Genomic DNA, 18,806 nt, shown 5'->3' with positions numbered 1-18,806 from the left:
CTCACACCGCCGGGATGAACGGGTCGGTGCCGGTGAGCAGCCCCTGCAACCACGCGGCCCACCGGGACCACAGGCCGGTGACCAGGGCGATCCCGAGCAGCACGAGCATCCCGCCGCCGACCCGCATGATCGCGAGGCGTCGGCGGGCCAGCCAGTCGAGCGCCCGGCGGCTGCGCTGGAGCCCGAACGCCACCGCGACGAACGGCAGGCCGAGCCCGGCGCAGAACGCCAGCGCGAGCAGCGCGCCCCGGCCGGCCGAGCCGCCGTCCAGCGAGAGCAGCAGGATCGCGGCGAGGGTGGGGCCGATGCACGGGGTCCAGCCGATGCCGAAGGTCACGCCGAGCACCGGCGCCCCCCACAGCCCGGCGCGCGGGGCGACCAGCGTGCGGCGGTCCTGCTGGAGGAACGGCACCAGCCCGAGGAACGCCAGCCCCATCACGACCACCAGCACGCCGAGCACCCGCGAGACCGGGTCCTGCCAGCGCAGCAGGAAGGACCCGAGCGACCCGGCCAGCGAGCCGTAGGCGAGGAAGACCGCGGTGAAGCCGGCGACGAACAGCAGCACCCCGGCCACCAGCCGACCCCGCGGGGCCGGGGCGTCGGCTGCCGCGGTCCCGCCGCCGAGCCGGGGCTGCGCGGGCAGCGAGCCGGCGAGGTCGAGCCCGCCGGTCGACGCGGCCCGTGCCTCGGCGCGCTGCCGGGACGCCGGCGGCGCGGTGGCCGCCGACATCCCGCCCAGGTACCCGAGGTACCCCGGGACCAGCGGCAGCACGCAGGGCGACGCGAAGGACACCAGCCCGGCGAGCACCGCCACCGGCACGGCGGCGAGCAGCGAGCCGGAGGTCGCGGCCCGGGCGAAGGCGTCCCCCACGTCGGCGAGCATCAGGACCCCGACGGGGTGGTCGTGGCGGTCGGCGTGCCCTCGGCGAGAGCCTCCTCGACCAGGGCGCGCAGGGTGGACCCCTCGGCGGCGCCGATGATCCGCGCGAACACCTTGCCGTCCCGGTCCAGCACGACGGTGGTCGGGGTGGCCTGCACCGGCACGATCCCCTGGAGCGCGGCGACCGCGTTCTTGTCCCGGTCGTCGATGCTCGGGTACGGCACGTCGAAGGTGCGCTGGAAGGGCTCGGCGGCCCCCGCGTCGTCCACGCCGTTGATCCCGAGCACGTGCAGGCCCTGGTCGGCGTAGTCGTTCGCGATCTCGACCAGGTCGGGCGCCTCCTCCCGGCACGGCGGGCAGGCCGCGTACCAGGTGTTCAGCACGACGACGTCGCCCCGCCAGGCCGCGACGTCCTGCACGTCACCGGCGTAGTCGGTGCCGGACAGGTCCACCGGGCCCTGCCGGTCGTCCGGCGCCCAGGAGGTGAAAGAGCCATCCCCGGACTGGTAGCCCTGGTCGACCACGTCGGTGTCCTGGCCGGTGGGGTCGTCCGCGCAGGCCGCGAGCGCCAGCACGGCGACCGCCCCGACGGCGAGCGCCCGGACGATGCGGCCGCGGACGGCGCCGCGGGTCGGGGTCACGCGCCCGCCACGGCCGAGGCGCCGGGCAGCAGGTCCGCGGCCGGCTCGGTGTAGCCGACGCGCACCAGGCGGTCGTCCTCGTAGGTCAGGCTGGTGAGGGAGGCGAGGGAGCACTGCCGGCGGCGCGGGTCGTGCCAGAGCCGGCGGTCCTCCAGCGCGAGCCGGGTGACCCAGATCGGCAGCTGGTGGCTGACCAGCACGGCCTCGTGGCCCCGGGCGGCCTCGCGCGCGGAGTCCACCACGCCGAGCACGCGGGCGACCTGCTGCCGGTACGGCTCGCCCCACGACGGGCGGAACGGGTTGCGCAGCAGCGGCCAGTGCCGGGGGTGCCGCAGCGAGCCGTCGCCGACGCCGAAGGTCAGGCCCTGGAAGGAGTTCTCGGCCTCCAGCAGCCCCTCGTCGGCGCCGACCTCCAGGCCGAGGGCCGCGCCGATCGGGGCGGCGGTCTCCTGCGCGCGCTGGAGCGGCGAGGCGATCACGACGGTAATGTCGCGCCGGGGTGCGTCGAGGCCGCCGGACAGGTGCGCGGCGACGCGCTCCGCCATGGCGTGCCCGCGCTCGGACAGGTGGTAGCCGGGGAGGCGTCCGTACAGCACGCCCGAGGGGTTGTGCACCTCGCCGTGCCGCATCAGGTGGACCGTGGTCGTGACCATGGGGTCAGTCTCGCAAACAGGACTGGGTGGTCGCGCCCGGACGGGGCCCGGTGTGGGCGATCGCACTCCCGCCCGACGCCCGACGGGTCAGGCGCGGGCGCCCTCGGCGTCGGCCGCGGCGGTGCAGCCCTGCTGGAGCGCGAGGCCCACCGCCTCCATCGCCTCGCCGAGCGCGCGGAGCTGCGCCGGGGTCAGCACGTCGACCAGGTGGGCCCGCACCGACTCGACGTGCGCGGGCGCGGCGTCGACGAGCCGGGACCAGCCGATCTCGGTCATGGTGCAGTTCACGCCGCGTGCGTCCTCCAGGCAGGGGGTCCGCTCGACCAGCCCGGCGTTCTCCATCCGGCGGATCGTGTGGGTCAGCCGGCTGCGCGAGTGCGCCAGCTCACCGGCGAGCTCGGACATCCGCAGCGTGCGCGCGGGGGCCTCGGACAGCCGCACCAGCACCTCGTACTCGCCGAGGGACAGCCCGGAGTCCTCCTCCAGCTCGTGCCCGAGCACGTCGAGCAGCCGCGCGGTGCCGTCGCGCCAGGCGCGCCACCAGCGCTGCTCCTCGGTGGAGAGCCAGCGCACGTCCGCGTGCGCCCGGGGTTCCCGGACCGGCCCTGCTGCTGTCGTCATGTCTGCCTCCCTGCTGTGCCCCGCGTCACGGCGGTGGCCGATCGTCCCACAGGTGTTGCGCGACTCGCCCCAGTGTAGTAGAAATCTCAACTAACGACAGATTGACGCTTCAACCATCACTGAGGAGTGCACCATGACCACCACCACGCTGCCGACCGGTCTGACCGCGGGCACCTGGGCGATCGACGCCTCGCACACCGAGGCCGCCTTCACCGTGCGCCACGCCGGCATCTCCAAGGTGCGCGGCACCGTGGCCGTCACCGGTGGCACCGTCACCGTCGGCGACGACCTGACCGTCTCCTCGGTCACCGCGACCCTGGACCCGTCCACCATCTCCACCGGCGACGCGGGCCGCGACGGCCACATCAAGTCGGCCGACTTCTTCGACGTCGAGACCTTCGGCGAGTGGACCTTCGCCTCGACCTCCGTGGTCGCGGACGGCGAGGACTACGTCGTGACCGGTGACCTCACCATCCACGGCGTGACCAAGTCCGTCGAGCTGGCCACCGAGTTCGGCGGCTCGGCCACCGACCCCTTCGGCAACGTGCGCGCCGGCTTCTCCGCCAGCACCACGATCTCCCGCAAGGACTTCGGCATCACCTGGAACGCGGCCCTCGAGGCCGGCGGCGTCCTGGTGTCCGACAAGGTCGTCATCACGCTCGAGGTCTCGGCCATCAAGCAGGCCTGACCCCCGCCGCGGCCGCTCCGGCCGCAGGAGCTCCTCACGAGGGCCCGATCGCGCACCCCCTGCCGCGATCGGGCCCTCGTGGCGTGCGTGGAGTCCGACGCAGCCGTCAGATCTCGACGGCGGGGTCCTCGTCCCAGCCGGACGTGCCGGGCTGGACGGTGCGCTGCCGGGTGTGGAAGCCGAGGATCTGCAGCTCGGAGCCGAGGTCGACCTCGCGCACGTCCACGCCCTCGGGCACCCGGACGGTGCGCGGCGCGAAGTTGAGGATGCCGGTGACCCCGGCCGCGACCAGCCGGTCGGTGGTGGCCTGCGCCGCCGACGCGGGCGTGGCGACCAGCGCGATCGTAGCGCCGCCCTCGGCCACCACCTGCTCCAGCCGGTCGACGTGCTGCACCTCGTGCCCGCCGACGCGGGTGCCCACCAGGCGCGGGTCGGCGTCCAGCAGACCCACGAGCACGAACCCGCGGTCGGTGAAGCCGGAGTACGCGGCGAGCGCGTGACCGAGGTTGCCGATGCCGACGATGACGATCTGCCGCTCCTCGGCCATGCCGAGGGCCTGCGCGATCCGGCGGCGCAGGTGCTCCACCTCGTAGCCGACACCGCGGCGGCCGCCGGCCCCCAGGTAGGACAGGTCCTTGCGCAGCTGCGCGGAGGAGGCACCCACCAGATCGGCCAGCTGGTCCGACGAGATCGTGATCACGCCCTCGGAGGCCAGACCGCCGAGCGAGCGCAGGTACCCCGGGAGACGGGCGACAGTGGTCGGCGGCAGGGCTCGCACCTGCACAGACTAGGCCGTCAGTCCCAGGTCCGGTGCAGCGCCTCGCGGAGACGGGTCGCATCCACCTGCCAGTACGCCACCCGCCGGCCGTCCACCTCGACCACCGGGACCAGCTCGCCGTACCGCTCGGCGAGCGGGCGGCCGTCCGGACCGGTGCCCGCGTCGATGTCCACCTCGTCCCACGCGGCGCCCACGGCGGCGCACTCGGCGGCGACGACGGTGCGCGCGTCGTCGCACAGATGGCACCCGGCGCGCACGTAGAGGACGGCGCGGGGCGAGGACGCGGGGTTCAGGGGCACAGGACGAGCGTAGGCGCCGATGGTTACAGTGGCCGGGTGCCCGACCCGATCCCGCCCCACGCGCCCGCAGGTGACGGCACCCCCGCCCCGGAGGGCCCCGCGCGGATCGCGGCCTTCTTCGACGTGGACAACACGATCATCCGCGGCGCCTCCTCCTTCCACCTCGCGGTGGGCCTGTACCGGCGCGGGTTCTTCCGCACCCGCGACATCGTGCGGTTCGCGGTGCACCAGGCGCGCTACCTGACCTTCGGCGAGGACCGCCGGCAGATCGACGACGTGCGCAACCGCGCGCTGGAGATCATGCACGGGCGCTCGGTGGCCGAGGTCGTCGCCATCGCCGAGGACGTCTACGACGAGGTGCTGTCGCTGCGGATCTTCCCCGGCACCCAGAAGCTGCTCGACCAGCACCTGCGCACCGGTCACCAGGTGTGGCTGGTCACGGCCACCCCGGTCGAGATCGGCGACCTGATCGCCCGGCGGCTCGGCGCCACCGGCGCGCTGGGCACCGTGGCCGAGCACAAGGACGGCTTCTACACCGGCCGCCTGGTCGGCGACATGCTGCACGGCAAGGCCAAGGCCGACGCGGTCCGCGCGCTCGCCGAGCGGGAGGGTCTGGACCTCGACCGGTCCTTCGCCTACGGGGACAGCACGAACGACGTCGCGATCCTCTCCGAGGTCGGCTTCCCCTGCGCGATCAACCCGGACGGCCGGCTGCGCAAGCACGCCGCCGAGGTGGGATGGCCGGTGCGCGAGTTCCGCGGCCGCCGCCGCGCCGCCCGCCGCGGGGTGGACGCCGCCACCGTCGCCGGCTCCGCCTGGGTGCTGGCGCTCGTGGTGCGCACGCTGCGCCGCTGGCTGCGCGCGCGGGTGCAGGGCCGATGACCGTCCGCCCGGCCGCCGAGGCCGACGTCCCGGCGGTCGCCGCGCTGGCCGCGCTGACGTTCCCGCTGGCCTGCCCGCCCTCGTCCACCGCCGCCGACCAGGCCGCGTTCATCGCCACGCACCTGACTCCGGAGCACGTCGCGGGCTGGCTCGCCGCCGAGGACCACACGGTGCTGGTCGCGCAGGACGGCGACGGCGCGCTGCTCGGCTACACGCTGGTCGTGCACCAGGCCGAGGGCCCGGCCGAGCCGGAGATCGCGGCCGTCGTCCCCTCGGCCCCCGCCGCCTACCTGTCCAAGTGCTACGTGCACCCCGACGCGCAGGGCCGGGGCGTCGCCGGCACGCTGATGACCGCCACGCTGGACGCCGCCCGGGCCGCCGGGGCGACCGGCACCTGGCTCGGCGTCAACGGCGAGAACCTGCGCGCGCAGGCGTTCTACCGGCGCTCCGGCTTCGACGTCGTCGGCGAGCGCACCTTCCAGGTGGGCGGCCGCACCGAGCACGACCTGGTGCTGCACCGCCCGCTCTGAGCCCGGCGCCTGGGTGCTCGCACCCGTTCCCGCGGGCGCGACCTGGTGCTACGTTCGCCGGTATCCGGCGCTCAGCCGACGGCCGCCGGGCGGACTCATGGGGGACATCATGAGCTTCTGGGAATCGTTCTGGCTCGTCATCGAGATCTTCCTGTTCTTCGCGTATCTCGTGATCCTGTTCCACATCGTCACGGACCTGTTCCGTGACCGGAAGCTGTCCGGCTGGGCCAAGGCCGTCTGGGTGTTCTTCCTGGTCGTGCTGCCGATGCTCACCGCGATCGTCTACCTGATCGCCCGGGGCACCGGGATGGCAGAGCGGCAGCACGCCGCGGTCGCCCGCGCGCAGCACGACACCGAGGACTACATCCGCACCGTCGCCGGGCACTCCCCCGCGCAGGAGATCGCCACCGCGCACCAGCTGCTCACCGCCGGCGCGATCGACGCCCCGGAGTTCGAGCGGATCAAGCAGAAGGCGCTGGCCACGGCATGAGGCGCACGCACCGGGCCGCCGCTGCCACCGTCGCCCTGCTCGCCGCCACGTCGCTCGCAGCCTGCTCGTCGTCCTCCGACGACGAGGGCGACGACGGCAGCACGCCGGGCCTCACCGCCGACAGCGACGGCACGACCGACGCCCTGGACGACCTGGTGCCGGGCAGCAGCACCCTCGGCCTCCCTGCCGCGCTCGGTGACGCCGAGCTCGACCCGGAGGCCGCCGGCGGGATCGCCTGGACCGCCGACGCCTCGCTGATCTACGTGATCACCCTGGGGTCGAGCACCTGCCCCGTGATCGCCGAGCCGGAGGCCTCCGGCGACGCGTCCGGCGTGCTCGTGACGTTCGTGCCGATCCCCGAGGACACCGCCTGCACCGCCGACCTGGTGCCGACCACCACGGTCGTGGCGCTGCCGGAGGGCATCGGCGAGGACGTGGACCTCACGGTCGACCTGGACGAGATCGGCTCCGCCACGCTGCCCGCGTTCGAGGCGGCGGCGGGGGCGCCGGTGCTGGTGCCGGTCACGGCGGGCTGAGCGCCCGGCGGGCTGCAGGCAGCACGCGATCGGTCCGGCAGGCCGCGCTCGTCGGGGCAGGATCGGGTCATGACCCCTGACTCTTCCGATAACGCGATGATATCTTCACACTATGCGAAATGAGACGCCGCCGCTCGCGCCCTATCTGCGGTCGGACGCCCAGGCCCGCATCCTCACGCTCCTGCTCCTGCACCCGGCGCAGAGTCGCAGCCTGACCGACATCGGTCGGCTGACCGGGGTGCTGCCGGCCGTCGTGCACCGCGAGGTCTCCCGGCTCGTCGAGGCCGGCGTGCTGCTCGACCAGCGTGTCGGACGCACCCGCCTGGTGCGCGCCGACACCTCGTACCGTCTGATCGCCCCGCTCACCGAGATCCTCACCGCCACCTACGGCCCGCCCGCCGTGCTCGCCTCGCTGCTGCACGGCGCTCCGGGGGTCGAGGAGGGCTACCTGGTCGGCTCCTGGGCGGCACGCCACGCCGGCGAGCCCGGGGCCGAACCCGGTGATGTCGACGTCGTGGTCGTCGGGGACGCCTCCCGCACCACCCTGAACGAGATCGCCGCCGAGGCGGAGCGCGCGCTGGGCGTGCCGGTCGGCATCAGCCGGGTGAGCCGCGCCGCCTGGGACGCGGGCACGGAGCCGTTCGTGCAGACCGTGCGCTCCCGGCCCACGCTCCCCCTGGACCTCTCGTGATCGTCCGGTGGGAGCAGGGCCGCGCCGAGATCGAGGCCCTGGTCGTGGCCGGCCGCCTGGACCGGGTCGTACCGAGCCGTGACCTCGCCGACCTGCTGCTCGCGCAGGCCGCACGGCATCTCGAGACTGCCAGGGCCACGGCCGCCACCGACCCGACGGCGGCGTTCCAGACCGCCTACGACGCCGCGCGGAAGTCGCTGGCCGCTGTGCTGGCCGTCCAGGGGATCCGGGCCCGCGCGGTGCCCGGTGCCCACGCCGTCCTGCTGGAGGCCGTGCTGGCCCAGCTGCACCCGCCGCTCGGCGCCACGCTGCGGCACTTCGACTGGCTGCGGCGCACGCGGAACGCGGTGGAGTACCCCTCGCTGGAGGCACCGGGGGTCTCGGCGGACGACGTGACCGACGGGATCGACCTCGCGGCCGCGGTGGTGGACGTGGCCGCCCGGGTGGTGCCGACACTGCCGCCGTTCTGACCCGCGCACGCACGACGAAGGCGGTGCGGGAGTCCCTGCACCCCCGCACCGCCCTCGCGCGCGATCGGCTCACGCCTCCAGGCGGACCATGCTCCACGACACCGGCGGCAGCTCCACGTCCAGCCGGCCGTCGGCCAGCGCGGCGGTGGTGTTGGGGCGCGGGCGGACGGTCGCGTCGTCGTCGGCGGTGGCGACCCAGGTGTGGTCCGGGTTGGACAGAGTCGTCGCCTCGACCAGGCGCAGGCCGGGGATCGAGCGGGTGTCGACGCCGATCCGCACCGGCGCGGTGGTGGAGCGGTTGACGACGAACACCGCGACGGCGCCGGTCTCCGGATCGCGGGTGGCGACGGAGTCCACCAGCGGGGCGTCGCCGAACTTCGCGGTCTCGTAGGTGGGGGCGTCCACGGCGACCCGCAGCACGTCGCCGACGGCCCAGCGGGACGCCTGCGCGAAGGGGTGGAAGGTGGTCTGCCGCCAGATGCGGCCGCCGGGCTCGGTCATGATCGGCGCGATCACGTTGACCAGCTGGGCCAGCGAGGCGGAGTGCACCCGGTCGGTGTGCCGCAGCAGGCTGATCAGCAGGTTGCCGACCACCACCGCGTCGGCCACGTTGTACCGGTCCTCCAGCAGCACCGGCGCCACCGGCCAGTCGTCGCCCTGCGGCGGCACGGACTCGGCGCGGTCCTGGTACCAGACGTTCCACTCGTCGAAGGAGATGTGGATCCGCTTGGCCACCTGCTTGTGCGCGCGCACGGAGTCGGCGGTGGCGGCCACGGACTCGATGAAGTGGTCCATGTCGACGGCGGACGCCAGGAAGGACCCGAGGTCACCGTCGTGCTCGGCGTAGTAGGCGTGGGCGGAGATCAGGTCGACGTGCTCGTAGGTCTCGCTGAGCACCACCCGCTCCCAGTCGCCGAAGGTCGGCATGGACGAGGAGGACGAGCCGCAGGCGACGAGCTCCAGGTCGGGGTCGACCATCCGCATGGCGCGGGCGGTCTCGGCGGCCAGCCGGCCGTACTCGTGGGCGGTCTTGTGGCCGATCTGCCACGGTCCGTCCATCTCGTTGCCCAGGCACCACATGCGGATGCCGTAGGGGTCGGTGGCGCCGTTGGCCCGGCGCAGGTCGGAGAGCTTCGTGCCGGAGCGGACGTTGCAGTACTCCAGCAGGTCCAGCGCCTCCTGCACGCCGCGGGTGCCGAGGTTCACCGCCATCATGGCCTCGGTGCCGGCCTTGGCCGACCAGCGCATGAACTCGTCGACGCCGACCAGGTTCGGCTCGGTGGAGTGCCAGGCCAGGTCGAGGCGGGAGGGGCGCTGCTCGCGCGGGCCGATGCCGTCCTCCCAGCGGTAGCCGGAGACGAAGTTGCCGCCGGGGTAGCGGATGGTCGAGATGCCGAGCTCGCGGGTCAGCTCGACCACGTCGCCGCGGAAGCCGTCCGCGTCGGCGGTGGGGTGCGCCGGGTCGTGGATGCCGGTGTACACGCACCGGCCGAGGTGCTCGACGAAGGACCCGAAGGTCCGGCGGCGCACCGGGCCGACGGTGAACGCCGGGTCGATGGTCAGGGTGACGTGCTGCATGGGTGCTCCTGGGTGCAGGGCGCACCGGCCCGCCGCACGCGGGTGGCGCGCGGTGGGACGGGTGCTCCGGGTGGTGCGGGGGTGGCGGGAGGTCCTACTTGAGGCTGCCGAGCGACAGACCTCCCTGCCAGTACTTCTGCAGGCTGAGGAACGCGATGATCAGCGGGATGATCGAGACGAACGCGCCGGTCGCGATGAGGTTCCACACCTGCTCGCCGCCGGAGCCGGCGTTCGACAGCGCCTGCCAGTTGTTCAGGCCGACGGTGACCGGCAGCAGGTCGGGGTTCTGGATCATCGCCAGCGGCAGGAAGAAGTTGTTCCAGGTGGCGACGACGGTCAGCAGCAGCACGGTGACGATCGCGGGGCGCAGCAGCGGCAGGGACACCTGCGCGAACAGCCGCAGCTCGCCGGCACCGTCCACCCGGCCGGCGTCGAGCATCTCGTCCGGCACGGCGTCCTGGGTGTAGACGCGCATCAGGTAGACGCCGAGCGGGCTCAGCAGCGAGGGCAGGATCACCGCCCACACCGTGTTGACCAGACCGACCTTGCTCAGCAGCACGAACGTCGGGATCACCAGCGCGGTCAACGGCACCATCACGGCGCCGAGCAGCGTGGAGAAGAAGAACCCGCGGCCGCGGAACCGGTACTTGGCGAAGCCGTAGCCGGCGAGCACCGCCAGCACGGTCGCACCGATCCCGCCGGAGAAGGCGTAGAGGAACGAGTTGCCGAACCAGCGCCAGTAGATGCCGCCCTGGTGGGTGGTCAGGCCCTTGAGGTTCTCGATCAGGTTGAAGTCCGAGTCGAACCACAGCGGGCCGCCGGAGCCGGTGAACAGCCCGGAGTTGCTCTTGGTGGCGGCGACGATCAGCCACCACAGCGGCAGGATGAAGTAGACGACCAGGGCCAGCAGGAAGACGTGCGACCCGATGCGACGGCCACCGTGGGCGGCCCCGGTCTCGTGCGAGCTCCGGCGCTCGATTCTGCGTGCCATCACTTGAGTCCGCTCTGCTTGCGCGTGAAGAAGAGGAAGACGAACGAGAACACGAACACGACGGCCCCGAGCGCGAAGGCGATCGTGGAGGCGTAGTTGAACTGGCTGTAGGAGAACGCCAGCGAGTACGCGTACATGTTCGGCGTGTAGTCCGTCGGGATCGCGCCCTGCGCGACCGAGCGCAGCACCTGCGGCTCGGTGAAGAACTGCAGGGTGCCGATCAGGGAGAAGATCACGACCATGACCATCGAGGACGAGATCATCGGGATCTTGATCCGGGTGGCGATCTGCCGGCCGGAGGCGCCGTCGAGGCGGGCGGCCTCGTAGATCGCCGGGTCCACGCCGCGCAGCGCCGCGTAGATGATGATCATGTAGTAGCCGGCCCACTGCCAGGTCACGATGTTGATCAGCGAGGCGAAGATCATGTTCTTCGCCAGGAACTCCGGCGCGTCCAGGCCGAACAGACCGAACAGGTCGTTCGCGGGGCCGAAGCGCGGGCTGTAGAGGAAGCCCCACATCAGCGCACCGATCACGCCGGGGATGGCGTACGGCACGAAGATCATCAGCCGGGAGAACTTCGACAGCCGCGTGGCGAGGGTGTCGAGCACGAGCGCGGCGACCAGGGCCACCGCGATCTGCACCGGCACCATGACCAGCGCGTACAGCGCGACGCGCTGGAGGCCGCCGAGGAAGATCTGGTCGGTGAACGCCTTGACGTAGTTGTCCAGCCCGACGAAGGACTCGCCGGCGGCGAGCGTCTTGTTGTGCAGGCTCATCCAGAACGCGTAGGCGAGCGGGGCGACCAGGAAGGTCAGGAAGATCAGCGCGAACGGGGTGACGAACAGGTAGCCCCAGCGCTGGCGGTTGCTGTCGATCCGGCTGGCGTCGCTGCGGCGCGACCGGCGCGCGGGCCGGGCCGGGCGCGCGGGCACGGCCGGCGTCGACGTGGTGGTGCTGGTGGTCATGGGGTGCCTCCCGGGCGGGCAGGCCCGCCGGCCGCGGACGACCGGCGGGCCTGCGCGGTCACTTGACGGTGAATCCCTGCCCGGTGGCGTAGGTGGTCAGGGCGTCCTGCAGGTCGTCGAGCGCCTGGTCGGAGTCCTTCTCACCCTGGACCATCGCGTACAGCGCCTGCGTCTGCTGGTCGTAGGCGTAGGTCTGGAACGGGCTGAACGCGAAGCCGGAGTAGCCGGCGGCGGCGTCGAGGAAGACGTCCTTGTTGATCTGCTGGCCGCCGAAGAACGGGTACTCCAGGTTCACGAAGTAGTCCGACTCGAGGATCGGCTTCCACAGCGGGAACAGGGCGCCCTGCTCGATGCCGATCTTCCACGCGTCCTCGGTGCCGAAGATCTCCTTGGCGACCGTCGCGGCGGCCTCGGGGTCCTTCGCCTGCGAGGTGACGGCGAAGGTCGATCCGCCCCAGTTCACCTGGACCGGGTCGGCGGCGTCCCACTGCGGCAGCGGCGCAGCCTGCCAGACGGCGTCGCTGTCCGCGTCGGACAGGCCCTGCAGGTAGCCGGGGCCCCACGCGGCGGCCAGGTACACGGCGTAGGTGCCGTCGACCAGGCTGGTGTTGTAGTCGGCGGTGAAGGCGTCGTCGGTGGCGACCAGGCCCTTCGTGATCAGGTCGTCCCAGTAGGACAGCACGTCCTTGGCGTCGTCGCTGTTCACGTCGATGCCGATGTCGGTCGGGCTGGCGGCGTCGTAGTCGAAGGGCGTCCAGCCGGCCTGGGCGAACAGCGCGTAGTTCAGCGCGTTGCCGTTGGTCGGGTAGTTGGTGATGTACCCCTCGTAGCCGGCGTCCTTGAGCTGCTGCGCGGCGGTGGCGAACTCGTCCCAGGTGGTCGGGACCGCGACGCCGTACTGGTCGAAGATGTCCTTGCGGAACAGCATGCCCATCGGGCCGCCGTCCACCGGGATCGCGTAGACCGCGTCGCCGTTGCTGACGTCGCTCCAGGCACCGGCGGTGTAGTCGGCCTCGAGGTCGGCCGCGCCGTAGGGCGCCAGGTCGACGAGGGCGTCGCGGATGGTGAAGGTCGACAGCACCTCCGACTCGAGCATGATCACGTCCGGGGCACCCGAGTTCGCCTCGATGGCGGTGGAGAACTTGGTGTACTCGTCGGCGCCCTGGCCGGCGTTGGTCCAGCAGATCTGCACGTCGTCGTGGGTGTCGTTGAACAGGTCCACGACCTCCTCGAACGCCGGGTACCAGGCCCAGACGGTCACCTGGGTGGCGTCGGCGTTCTTGATCGTGTTGGTGCAGGAGGTGCTGCCACCGCCGTCACCGCTGCTGCTGGTGCTGTCGCCGCCCCCGCTGCCGCCGCTGCATGCCGCGAGCGAGGCGATGGCGACGGCTGCTCCCGCTGCCACCCACGCGCTCCGCCGCGTCGTCGTCTTCCGCATCCGAATCCTCCTCGATCCGACTACCCGGGGCGGCTGCTCCGCCGACCCGCGTGACGCTCCGGTCGCCCCCGCAGGTCGGGGGCGCCGCTGGTCCCGGCCGCCGTCAGGAGGACTCCTGCGCGATGTCCGGAATGTGTTCTCTATCGTTGTACTACAACGATAGAGAACCTGTCGAGCGTGAGCGGGGTCACAACTTGATCACGGGGGTCTAGCGGGTCGCGCCGACCTCGACGGCGACGTCCGCGGTGGACTCGCGCACCACCACGGCGTAGTCGGCCACCACCTGCTCGTACGGCCGGGCCGAGGAGTCCGCGATCCGCCGCCGCAGCAGGTCGACCGCCGTGCGGGCGATCTGCTCCCGCCCCGGCGAGATCGTGGACAGGGTCGGCGCCGAGTACGCGCCGTCGTCGATGTCGTCGAAGCCGATCACCGCCACCTCGCCCGGCACCCGCACCCGCCGGTCGTGCAGCACGTGCAGCACGCCGAGGGCCATCGCGTCGTTCATCGCGAACACCGCGTCCACCTCGACCCCGCTGTCCAGCAGCGCCCGCATCGCGTCCGCACCGGTCGACCGGTGCCAGAATCCCGCCTCGCCGACCAGTGCGGGGTCGAAGGGGATGCCCGCCGCGTCCAGCGCCTCGCGGTACCCCCGCTCACGCAGCGCCGCCGAGCCCACGGTCTCCCCCGCGTGCGCCCCCACCAGCGCGATCCGCCGCCGGCCCATCCCGATCAGGTGCTCGGTCGCCGTGCGCGCCGCCTCCACGTTCGCCATCGTCACGTGGTCCGCCGGCCCGCCGAAGATCCGCTCGCCCAGCAGCACCATCGGGTACCCGACCTGGAGCAGGTCGAGGTCCTGCTGCCCCAGGGCCAGCGGCGAGAAGATCAGCCCGTCGGTCAGGTGCCGGCGCTGCCCGCGCAGCACCTCGATCTCCCGGTCCCGGTCCGCGTTGGTCTGCTCGATCAGCACCGTCAGCCCCACGGCGTCGGCGGCCTGGATCACCGAGTCCGCCAGCTCGGCGAAGTACGGCAGGCTCAGCTCCGGCACCGCCAGCCCGATCATCCCGGTGCGCCCCTGCCGCAGGTTCCGCGCGGTCAGGTTGAGCTGGTAGCCGAGGTCGTCGATCGCCTGCTCGACCCGGGTGCGCGTCTCGGGGCGGATGTACGGGTACCCGTTGATCACGTTCGAGACGGTCTTGATCGACACGCCGGCCCGCGCCGCGACGTCGTGCATCGTCGCACCGCTCGATCGTCGTCGGCCGCCCACGCGTGCTCCTCTCCGGGTCGCGCTCACGCTACATCGTTGTACGGACGCGGAGGTGGCCCGCAGGTCCCTGCGCGCCGGGGCTCGCTGTCGATCTACCCCGGGACGGACGCCCGGCTCGCGGCACCCGGCCACGCTCGCCCGCGTGCGATCAGCCGAGCCCGATCACCCGCGCCCGATCACCCCGGGGACGACGAACGGGCCCGACCCTATGGGCCGGACCCGTCGGTCCCGGTGCGCGCCGCTCGGGCGCGCGCCGTCACTTCTTGTTGCGACGCTGGTGGCGCGTCTTCCGCAGCAGCTTGCGGTGCTTCTTCTTCGCCATGCGCTTGCGGCGCTTCTTGATGACGGAGCCCATGGGTCCTCACTCGCTTCCGGTGGCGAGCGCAGCGAGCGTCCGCCAGTTCTGGTCGATCGACGCGCGGCACGATCGACCACGGTCGGCCGGTTCAGCCTCCGCGAGACGCCCACGCACGGGAAAGTCCGCCCCCTACCTTACGCGATCACGGCGGTGCCTGGCGACGCGCCGGTCCTCCTCAGGAGGAGAGGCGCCCCGCCGAGGGCCCCTGCTCGTCCTCGGCGCCGAGGTCGTAGCGCGCCGTGGCGAGGTAGTGGTCGAGCGCGTCCTGCGGGACACGGAACGAGCGGCCGACCCGCACGGCGGGCATCTCGCCGGAGTGCAGCAACCGGTACACGGTCATCTTGGAGACCCGCATGACCTCGGCGACCTCCGCGACCGTCAGGAACCGCACGCGCCCGGGCTGCTCGCTCGTCATGGCCGCTCTTCTCGGGTCGTGCGCACACCGGCGCGTCGTGGGTCGGATCTGCAGGCACAGGTGCCGCGACGACACCTTAGAGCCTGCTGAGGCAGGAGTGAAAGGGGAGACGCGTGGGACGAGGTGTGCCCGGCCGGCGGTTCGCCCGGGTGGACCAGCGCGGGAGCCGGGCCGGCGTCGTCGGAAGGTCAGTCGTGCAGGGGGTCGAGGCCGAGCAGGGGGAACGCGGTCCCGCGGGTGGCACGCACGGCGCGGTCCACGTCGTCGGCGGGGTCGAAGCCGGCGGACCACGGCGTCCACACGAGGTCGGCACCGTCGGTCATCGTGGCGGGGCCGGGGCGGCCGTACAGCTCGACGACCTGCTCGCGCCACACCTCGGGCATCCGGGTCGCCGGGTCGAGCGGGTGGTGCGCGGCGACCGCGAGCAGGTGCGTCCATGCCCGCGGGACCACGTCGACCACCGCGTAGCCACCACCGCCCAGGGCGAGCCAGCGGCCGTCGGACACCTCGTGCGCGAGGTCGTGCAGCCAGGCCGCGACCAGCCGCTCGGCGTCGACGCTCATGTCGAGGTTGGCGATGGGGTCCTCGACGTGCGCGTCGCAGCCGTGCTGGGTCACCAGCACCTGCGGGGCGAAGGCGCGCAGCACCGGCGGCACCACCGCGTCGATCGCCCGCAGCCAGGCGGCGTCCCGGGTGTGCGCGGGCAGGGCGAGGTTCACAGCGGATCCCGGCGCAGAGGGCCCGCCGGTCTCGTCGGGGTCGCCGGTGCCGGGGAACAGCGTGCGGCCGCTCTCGTGCACGGAGACGGTCAGCACCCGGGGGTCGTCCCAGAACGCGCGCTGCACGCCGTCGCCGTGGTGGGCGTCCACGTCCACGTAGGCCACCCGCTCGACGCCCTCGGCCAGCAGCGCCCGGATCGCGACCGCGGCGTCGTTGTACACGCAGAACCCCGACGCGGCCCCCGGCATGGCGTGGTGCATGCCGCCGGTGAGGTTCACCGCGTGCTCGGTCTCGCCGTGCCAGACCGCGAGCGCCGCCTCCCGGCTGCCGGCGACGATCCGTGCGGCGGCCTCGTGCATGCCGGGGAACACCGGGTCGTCCTCGGTGCCGATCCCCCGGGACGGGTCGCCGGCGCCCCCGTCGGAGGCGCGACGCACGGCGGCGACGTAGCCGGGCTCGTGCACGGTCTCCAGCACCGCGTCGGTGGCGGGCTCGGCGCCGACCACGTGCACGCCGGGCAGGTCCAGCAGGCCGAGCGCGCGGGCCAGCCGCACGGTGAGATCGAGCCGCAGGGGCGCCATCGGGTGCCCGGGGCCGAAGTCGTAGCCCAGCAGCTCCGGGGTCCAGACGACCCGCACCCGGTCCGACATGCCCACACCGTAGCGGCTGCCGGCTCGGCGTCCGAGCGCGTCCGTGCCACAGTGGGTGCCTGGACGACCCGCGCCGTGCGGGTCCCCGGTGCGCCCTGACGGCGCCGGAACGACGCGGAGGGTGCATGGCACGGGGGGTCCCCGGGGCGCTGTGGTCGGGGCGCGAGCTCGTCGACCGGCTCGCCCGGCAGTCGCCCGCCCGGCTGGCGCTCGGCGTGTTCGCCGGGGTGATCGCGGTGTTCACCGCGCTCCTGTCGACGCCGTGGGCCACCGCCTCCGGCGAGCGGGCGCCGTTCGTGGACGCGCTGTTCACCGCGACCTCCGCGGTGTGCGTGACCGGGCTGGTCACCCAGGACACCGGCACCTACTGGTCCACCGCCGGGCACGTGGTGATCCTGGTCGCGATCAAGATCGGCGGCCTGGGCGTGATGACGCTCGCATCGATCCTCGGCCTGGCGGTGTCCCGGCGGATCGGCCTGACCCAGCGGCTGCTCGTCACCTCGGAGACCAAGACCACCCGGCTCGGCGAGGTCGGCTCCCTCCTGCGCACGGTCATCGTGACCTCCACGGCGCTGGAGGTGGTGATCGCGCTGATCCTGCTGCCCCGGCTGCGGATGCTCGGCGACGGCTGGGGCGAGGCCGCCTGGCACGCGCTGTTCTACGCGATCTCGTCCTTCAACAACGCGGGCTTCGTGCCGACCGCCGAGGGCCTGCTGCCCTACGCGGGCGACTGGTGGGTGCTGCTGCCGATCATCGTGGGCGTGTTCATCGGCTCGCTGGGCTTCCCGGTGATCCTCAACGTCGCCCGCACCTGGCGTCGCCCGCGCCGGTGGAGCCTGCACGCCAAGCTGACGATCACCACCAGCGCGGCGCTGGTCGCGTTCGGCGCGATCGTGGTGGCCGCCTTCGAGTGGACCAACCCGGCGACGCTCAAGGGCCTGGACTGGAACGCGACCCTGCTCGCGTCGCTGTTCGCCGGCGTGATGCCCCGGTCGGGCGGGTTCTCCACCGTGAACATCGCCGACATGCACGAGGGCACCTGGCTGCTCCAGGACGCGCTGATGTTCGTCGGCGGCGGCTCGGCGTCCACCGCAGGCGGGATCAAGGTGACCACGCTGGCGGTGATGCTGCTGGCGATCATCGCGGAGGCGCGCGGCGACCGGGACGTCGAGGCCTTCGGCCGGCGCATCCCGCGCGAGGCCTTGCAGGTGGCCATCGCCGTCTCGCTGGTGAGCGCGACGATCGTGCTCGCGGCGAGCATGCTGATCATGGCGATCGAGCCGCAGGCCACCCTGGACGTGGTGCTGTTCGAGGTGATCTCGGCGTTCGCCACCTGCGGGCTGTCCACCGGCCTGACCGCCACGCTGCCCGACGCCGGGCAGTACGTGCTGACAGTCCTGATGTTCATCGGCCGGACCGGCACGATGACGCTGGCGGCAGCCCTCGCGCTGCGCAGCCGTCGTCGGGTCATCCGGCTGCCCGAGGAGAGGCCGATCATTGGATGACCTGACGAAGACCGGCGCGACCGGCCTGCACCCGATCGGGGGCCACGGCGCGCTCGACCCGCACTCCGGACGCCCCGGCAAGACGCCGAAGCGCGACGCCGGCATCCTGGTGATCGGCCTCGGCCGGTTCGGCTCCGCCATCGCCACGACGCTGGACCGGCTCGGCCAGGACGTGCTGGCCGTCGAGCGCGACCCCGAGCTCGTCGCGCAGTGGACCGGGCGGATCCCGCTGGTCGAGGCCGACGCGGTCAACCCGGAGGCGCTGGAGCAGCTCGGCGCCCGGGACTTCTCGGTGGCGGTGGTCGGCGTCGGCTCCTACCTGGAGGCGTCGGTGCTGATCACCGGCAACCTGGTGGACCTGGGCACCCCGCAGATCTGGGCCAAGGCGGTCAGCGCCGAGCACGCGCGCATCCTCCAGCGCATCGGCGCGCACCACGTCGTGCTGCCGGAGGCCGACGCGGGCTCCCGCGTGGCGCACCTGGTGTCCGGCGCGATGCTCGACTACATCGAGGTCGAGGACGGCTTCACGATCGTCAAGATGCGCCCGCCGCGCGAGACCCAGGGCTTCACGATCGGGCAGTCGAAGATCCGGGAGAAGTACGGCGTCACCGTGATCGGCGTGAAGAGCCCCGGCGTCGACTTCGTCTACGCCACCCCGGAGACCCGGATCGCCCAGAACGACCTCCTGATCGTCAGCGGCCACGCCGACCTCCTGGAGCGCTTCGCCGCCCGCCCCTGAGCGCTCCGCCCCCGCGGGCCCGCT

Annotated in this window: 23 protein-coding genes; 9 read left to right on the top strand and 14 right to left on the bottom strand. The window is 72.9% G+C overall.

The features are described from left to right. Position 1 precedes the first annotated feature (1 nt). The 4 genes from ACZ5HG_RS03210 to ACZ5HG_RS03195 all read right to left on the bottom strand — a co-directional run bounded on the left by ACZ5HG_RS03210 (position 2) and on the right by ACZ5HG_RS03195 (position 2,795). Positions 2-883 carry a cytochrome c biogenesis CcdA family protein gene (locus ACZ5HG_RS03210; RefSeq protein WP_464180367.1) on the bottom strand — a complete coding sequence of 294 codons (882 nt, stop codon included), beginning with the start codon at positions 881-883 and terminating at the stop codon, positions 2-4. Next, positions 883-1,521, bottom strand: coding sequence for a TlpA family protein disulfide reductase (locus tag ACZ5HG_RS03205; RefSeq protein ID WP_464180366.1), 639 nt, complete (start codon positions 1,519-1,521; stop codon positions 883-885). The genes ACZ5HG_RS03210 and ACZ5HG_RS03205 overlap by 1 nt, the downstream gene beginning before the upstream one ends. Then, positions 1,518-2,174, bottom strand: a complete 657-nt coding sequence (locus tag ACZ5HG_RS03200; RefSeq protein WP_464180364.1) for a histidine phosphatase family protein — start codon at positions 2,172-2,174, stop codon at positions 1,518-1,520. The genes ACZ5HG_RS03205 and ACZ5HG_RS03200 overlap by 4 nt, the downstream gene beginning before the upstream one ends. A gap of 87 nt (positions 2,175-2,261) precedes the next feature. Beyond that, positions 2,262-2,795 (bottom strand): MarR family winged helix-turn-helix transcriptional regulator, encoded by a 534-nt coding sequence (locus ACZ5HG_RS03195; protein WP_464180363.1) that lies wholly within the window; start codon positions 2,793-2,795, stop codon positions 2,262-2,264. Between the two features lie 133 nt (positions 2,796-2,928). On the opposite strand from ACZ5HG_RS03195, the gene ACZ5HG_RS03190 reads away from it, so the two are divergent. After that, entirely contained in the window at positions 2,929-3,483 is a 555-nt protein-coding gene (locus tag ACZ5HG_RS03190; RefSeq protein ID WP_464180362.1) for a YceI family protein, read from the top strand. Positions 3,484-3,589: 106 nt separating this feature from the next. Here ACZ5HG_RS03190 and ACZ5HG_RS03185 read toward each other — a convergent pair whose 3' ends face one another. Further along, positions 3,590-4,261: a redox-sensing transcriptional repressor Rex gene (locus ACZ5HG_RS03185; RefSeq protein WP_464180361.1), complete on the bottom strand. Its 672-nt coding sequence runs from the start codon at positions 4,259-4,261 to the stop codon at positions 3,590-3,592. Positions 4,262-4,278: 17 nt separating this feature from the next. Then, entirely contained in the window at positions 4,279-4,560 is a 282-nt protein-coding gene (locus tag ACZ5HG_RS03180; RefSeq protein ID WP_464180360.1) for a glutaredoxin family protein, read from the bottom strand. 48 nt (positions 4,561-4,608) lie between these two features. On the opposite strand from ACZ5HG_RS03180, the gene ACZ5HG_RS03175 reads away from it, so the two are divergent. The 6 genes from ACZ5HG_RS03175 (at position 4,609) to ACZ5HG_RS03150 (ending at position 8,159) form a co-directional block, all read left to right on the top strand. Next, on the top strand, positions 4,609-5,442 hold the full coding sequence (locus ACZ5HG_RS03175) for an HAD family hydrolase (RefSeq protein ID WP_464182086.1): 834 nt from the start codon (positions 4,609-4,611) through the stop codon (positions 5,440-5,442). Next, positions 5,439-5,972 carry a GNAT family N-acetyltransferase gene (locus tag ACZ5HG_RS03170; protein ID WP_464180359.1) on the top strand — a complete coding sequence of 178 codons (534 nt, stop codon included), beginning with the start codon at positions 5,439-5,441 and terminating at the stop codon, positions 5,970-5,972. The genes ACZ5HG_RS03175 and ACZ5HG_RS03170 overlap by 4 nt, the downstream gene beginning before the upstream one ends. 109 nt (positions 5,973-6,081) lie before the next feature. Next, positions 6,082-6,462, top strand: a complete 381-nt coding sequence (locus ACZ5HG_RS03165; protein WP_464180358.1) for a PLDc N-terminal domain-containing protein — start codon at positions 6,082-6,084, stop codon at positions 6,460-6,462. Continuing rightward, entirely contained in the window at positions 6,459-6,998 is a 540-nt protein-coding gene (locus ACZ5HG_RS03160) for a hypothetical protein (RefSeq protein WP_464180357.1), read from the top strand. The genes ACZ5HG_RS03165 and ACZ5HG_RS03160 overlap by 4 nt, the downstream gene beginning before the upstream one ends. 112 nt (positions 6,999-7,110) lie before the next feature. After that, positions 7,111-7,689 carry a winged helix-turn-helix domain-containing protein gene (locus ACZ5HG_RS03155; RefSeq protein ID WP_464180356.1) on the top strand — a complete coding sequence of 193 codons (579 nt, stop codon included), beginning with the start codon at positions 7,111-7,113 and terminating at the stop codon, positions 7,687-7,689. After that, positions 7,686-8,159, top strand: a complete 474-nt coding sequence (locus tag ACZ5HG_RS03150) for a HEPN domain-containing protein (RefSeq protein ID WP_464180355.1) — start codon at positions 7,686-7,688, stop codon at positions 8,157-8,159. The genes ACZ5HG_RS03155 and ACZ5HG_RS03150 overlap by 4 nt, the downstream gene beginning before the upstream one ends. Before the next feature lie 69 nt (positions 8,160-8,228). On the opposite strand, the gene arfA is transcribed toward ACZ5HG_RS03150, so the two are convergent. The 8 genes from arfA to ACZ5HG_RS03110 all read right to left on the bottom strand — a co-directional run bounded on the left by arfA (position 8,229) and on the right by ACZ5HG_RS03110 (position 16,538). Continuing rightward, complete coding sequence (gene arfA / locus ACZ5HG_RS03145) at positions 8,229-9,737, bottom strand: arabinosylfuranosidase ArfA (RefSeq protein WP_464180354.1); 1,509 nt, start codon at positions 9,735-9,737, stop codon at positions 8,229-8,231. A gap of 94 nt (positions 9,738-9,831) precedes the next feature. Next, positions 9,832-10,728, bottom strand: a complete 897-nt coding sequence (locus tag ACZ5HG_RS03140) for a carbohydrate ABC transporter permease (RefSeq protein ID WP_464180353.1) — start codon at positions 10,726-10,728, stop codon at positions 9,832-9,834. Beyond that, complete coding sequence (locus ACZ5HG_RS03135) at positions 10,728-11,693, bottom strand: carbohydrate ABC transporter permease (protein WP_464180352.1); 966 nt, start codon at positions 11,691-11,693, stop codon at positions 10,728-10,730. Before ACZ5HG_RS03135 ends, ACZ5HG_RS03140 begins: the two co-directional genes overlap by 1 nt. Positions 11,694-11,751: 58 nt before the next feature. Next, entirely contained in the window at positions 11,752-13,098 is a 1,347-nt protein-coding gene (locus tag ACZ5HG_RS03130; RefSeq protein ID WP_464180351.1) for an ABC transporter substrate-binding protein, read from the bottom strand. Positions 13,099-13,339: 241 nt separating this feature from the next. Continuing rightward, the gene (locus ACZ5HG_RS03125; RefSeq protein ID WP_464180350.1) at positions 13,340-14,362 is read right to left on the bottom strand and encodes a LacI family DNA-binding transcriptional regulator; all 1,023 of its coding nucleotides are present in this window, start codon (positions 14,360-14,362) and stop codon (positions 13,340-13,342) included. 289 nt (positions 14,363-14,651) lie between these two features. After that, positions 14,652-14,750: a 30S ribosomal protein bS22 gene (locus ACZ5HG_RS03120; protein ID WP_003792170.1), complete on the bottom strand. Its 99-nt coding sequence runs from the start codon at positions 14,748-14,750 to the stop codon at positions 14,652-14,654. A gap of 178 nt (positions 14,751-14,928) precedes the next feature. Beyond that, positions 14,929-15,168 carry a helix-turn-helix domain-containing protein gene (locus ACZ5HG_RS03115; protein ID WP_464180349.1) on the bottom strand — a complete coding sequence of 80 codons (240 nt, stop codon included), beginning with the start codon at positions 15,166-15,168 and terminating at the stop codon, positions 14,929-14,931. A 188-nt stretch (positions 15,169-15,356) separates the two neighbouring features. Then, the gene (locus ACZ5HG_RS03110; protein ID WP_464180348.1) at positions 15,357-16,538 is read right to left on the bottom strand and encodes an acetoin utilization protein AcuC; all 1,182 of its coding nucleotides are present in this window, start codon (positions 16,536-16,538) and stop codon (positions 15,357-15,359) included. Positions 16,539-16,663: 125 nt separating this feature from the next. On the opposite strand from ACZ5HG_RS03110, the gene ACZ5HG_RS03105 reads away from it, so the two are divergent. Together ACZ5HG_RS03105 and ACZ5HG_RS03100 are read left to right on the top strand one after the other, a co-directional pair. Continuing rightward, positions 16,664-18,043 (top strand): TrkH family potassium uptake protein, encoded by a 1,380-nt coding sequence (locus ACZ5HG_RS03105; RefSeq protein ID WP_464180347.1) that lies wholly within the window; start codon positions 16,664-16,666, stop codon positions 18,041-18,043. A 34-nt stretch (positions 18,044-18,077) separates the two neighbouring features. After that, positions 18,078-18,782, top strand: a complete 705-nt coding sequence (locus tag ACZ5HG_RS03100) for a potassium channel family protein (RefSeq protein WP_464182085.1) — start codon at positions 18,078-18,080, stop codon at positions 18,780-18,782. Positions 18,783-18,806: the final 24 nt, after the last annotated feature.

This window comes from Cellulomonas sp. GTC20042 (genome assembly GCF_055389595.1).
Note: the sequence above shows the minus strand (reverse complement) of the source record. Positions and strands in the feature narration are given on the sequence as shown.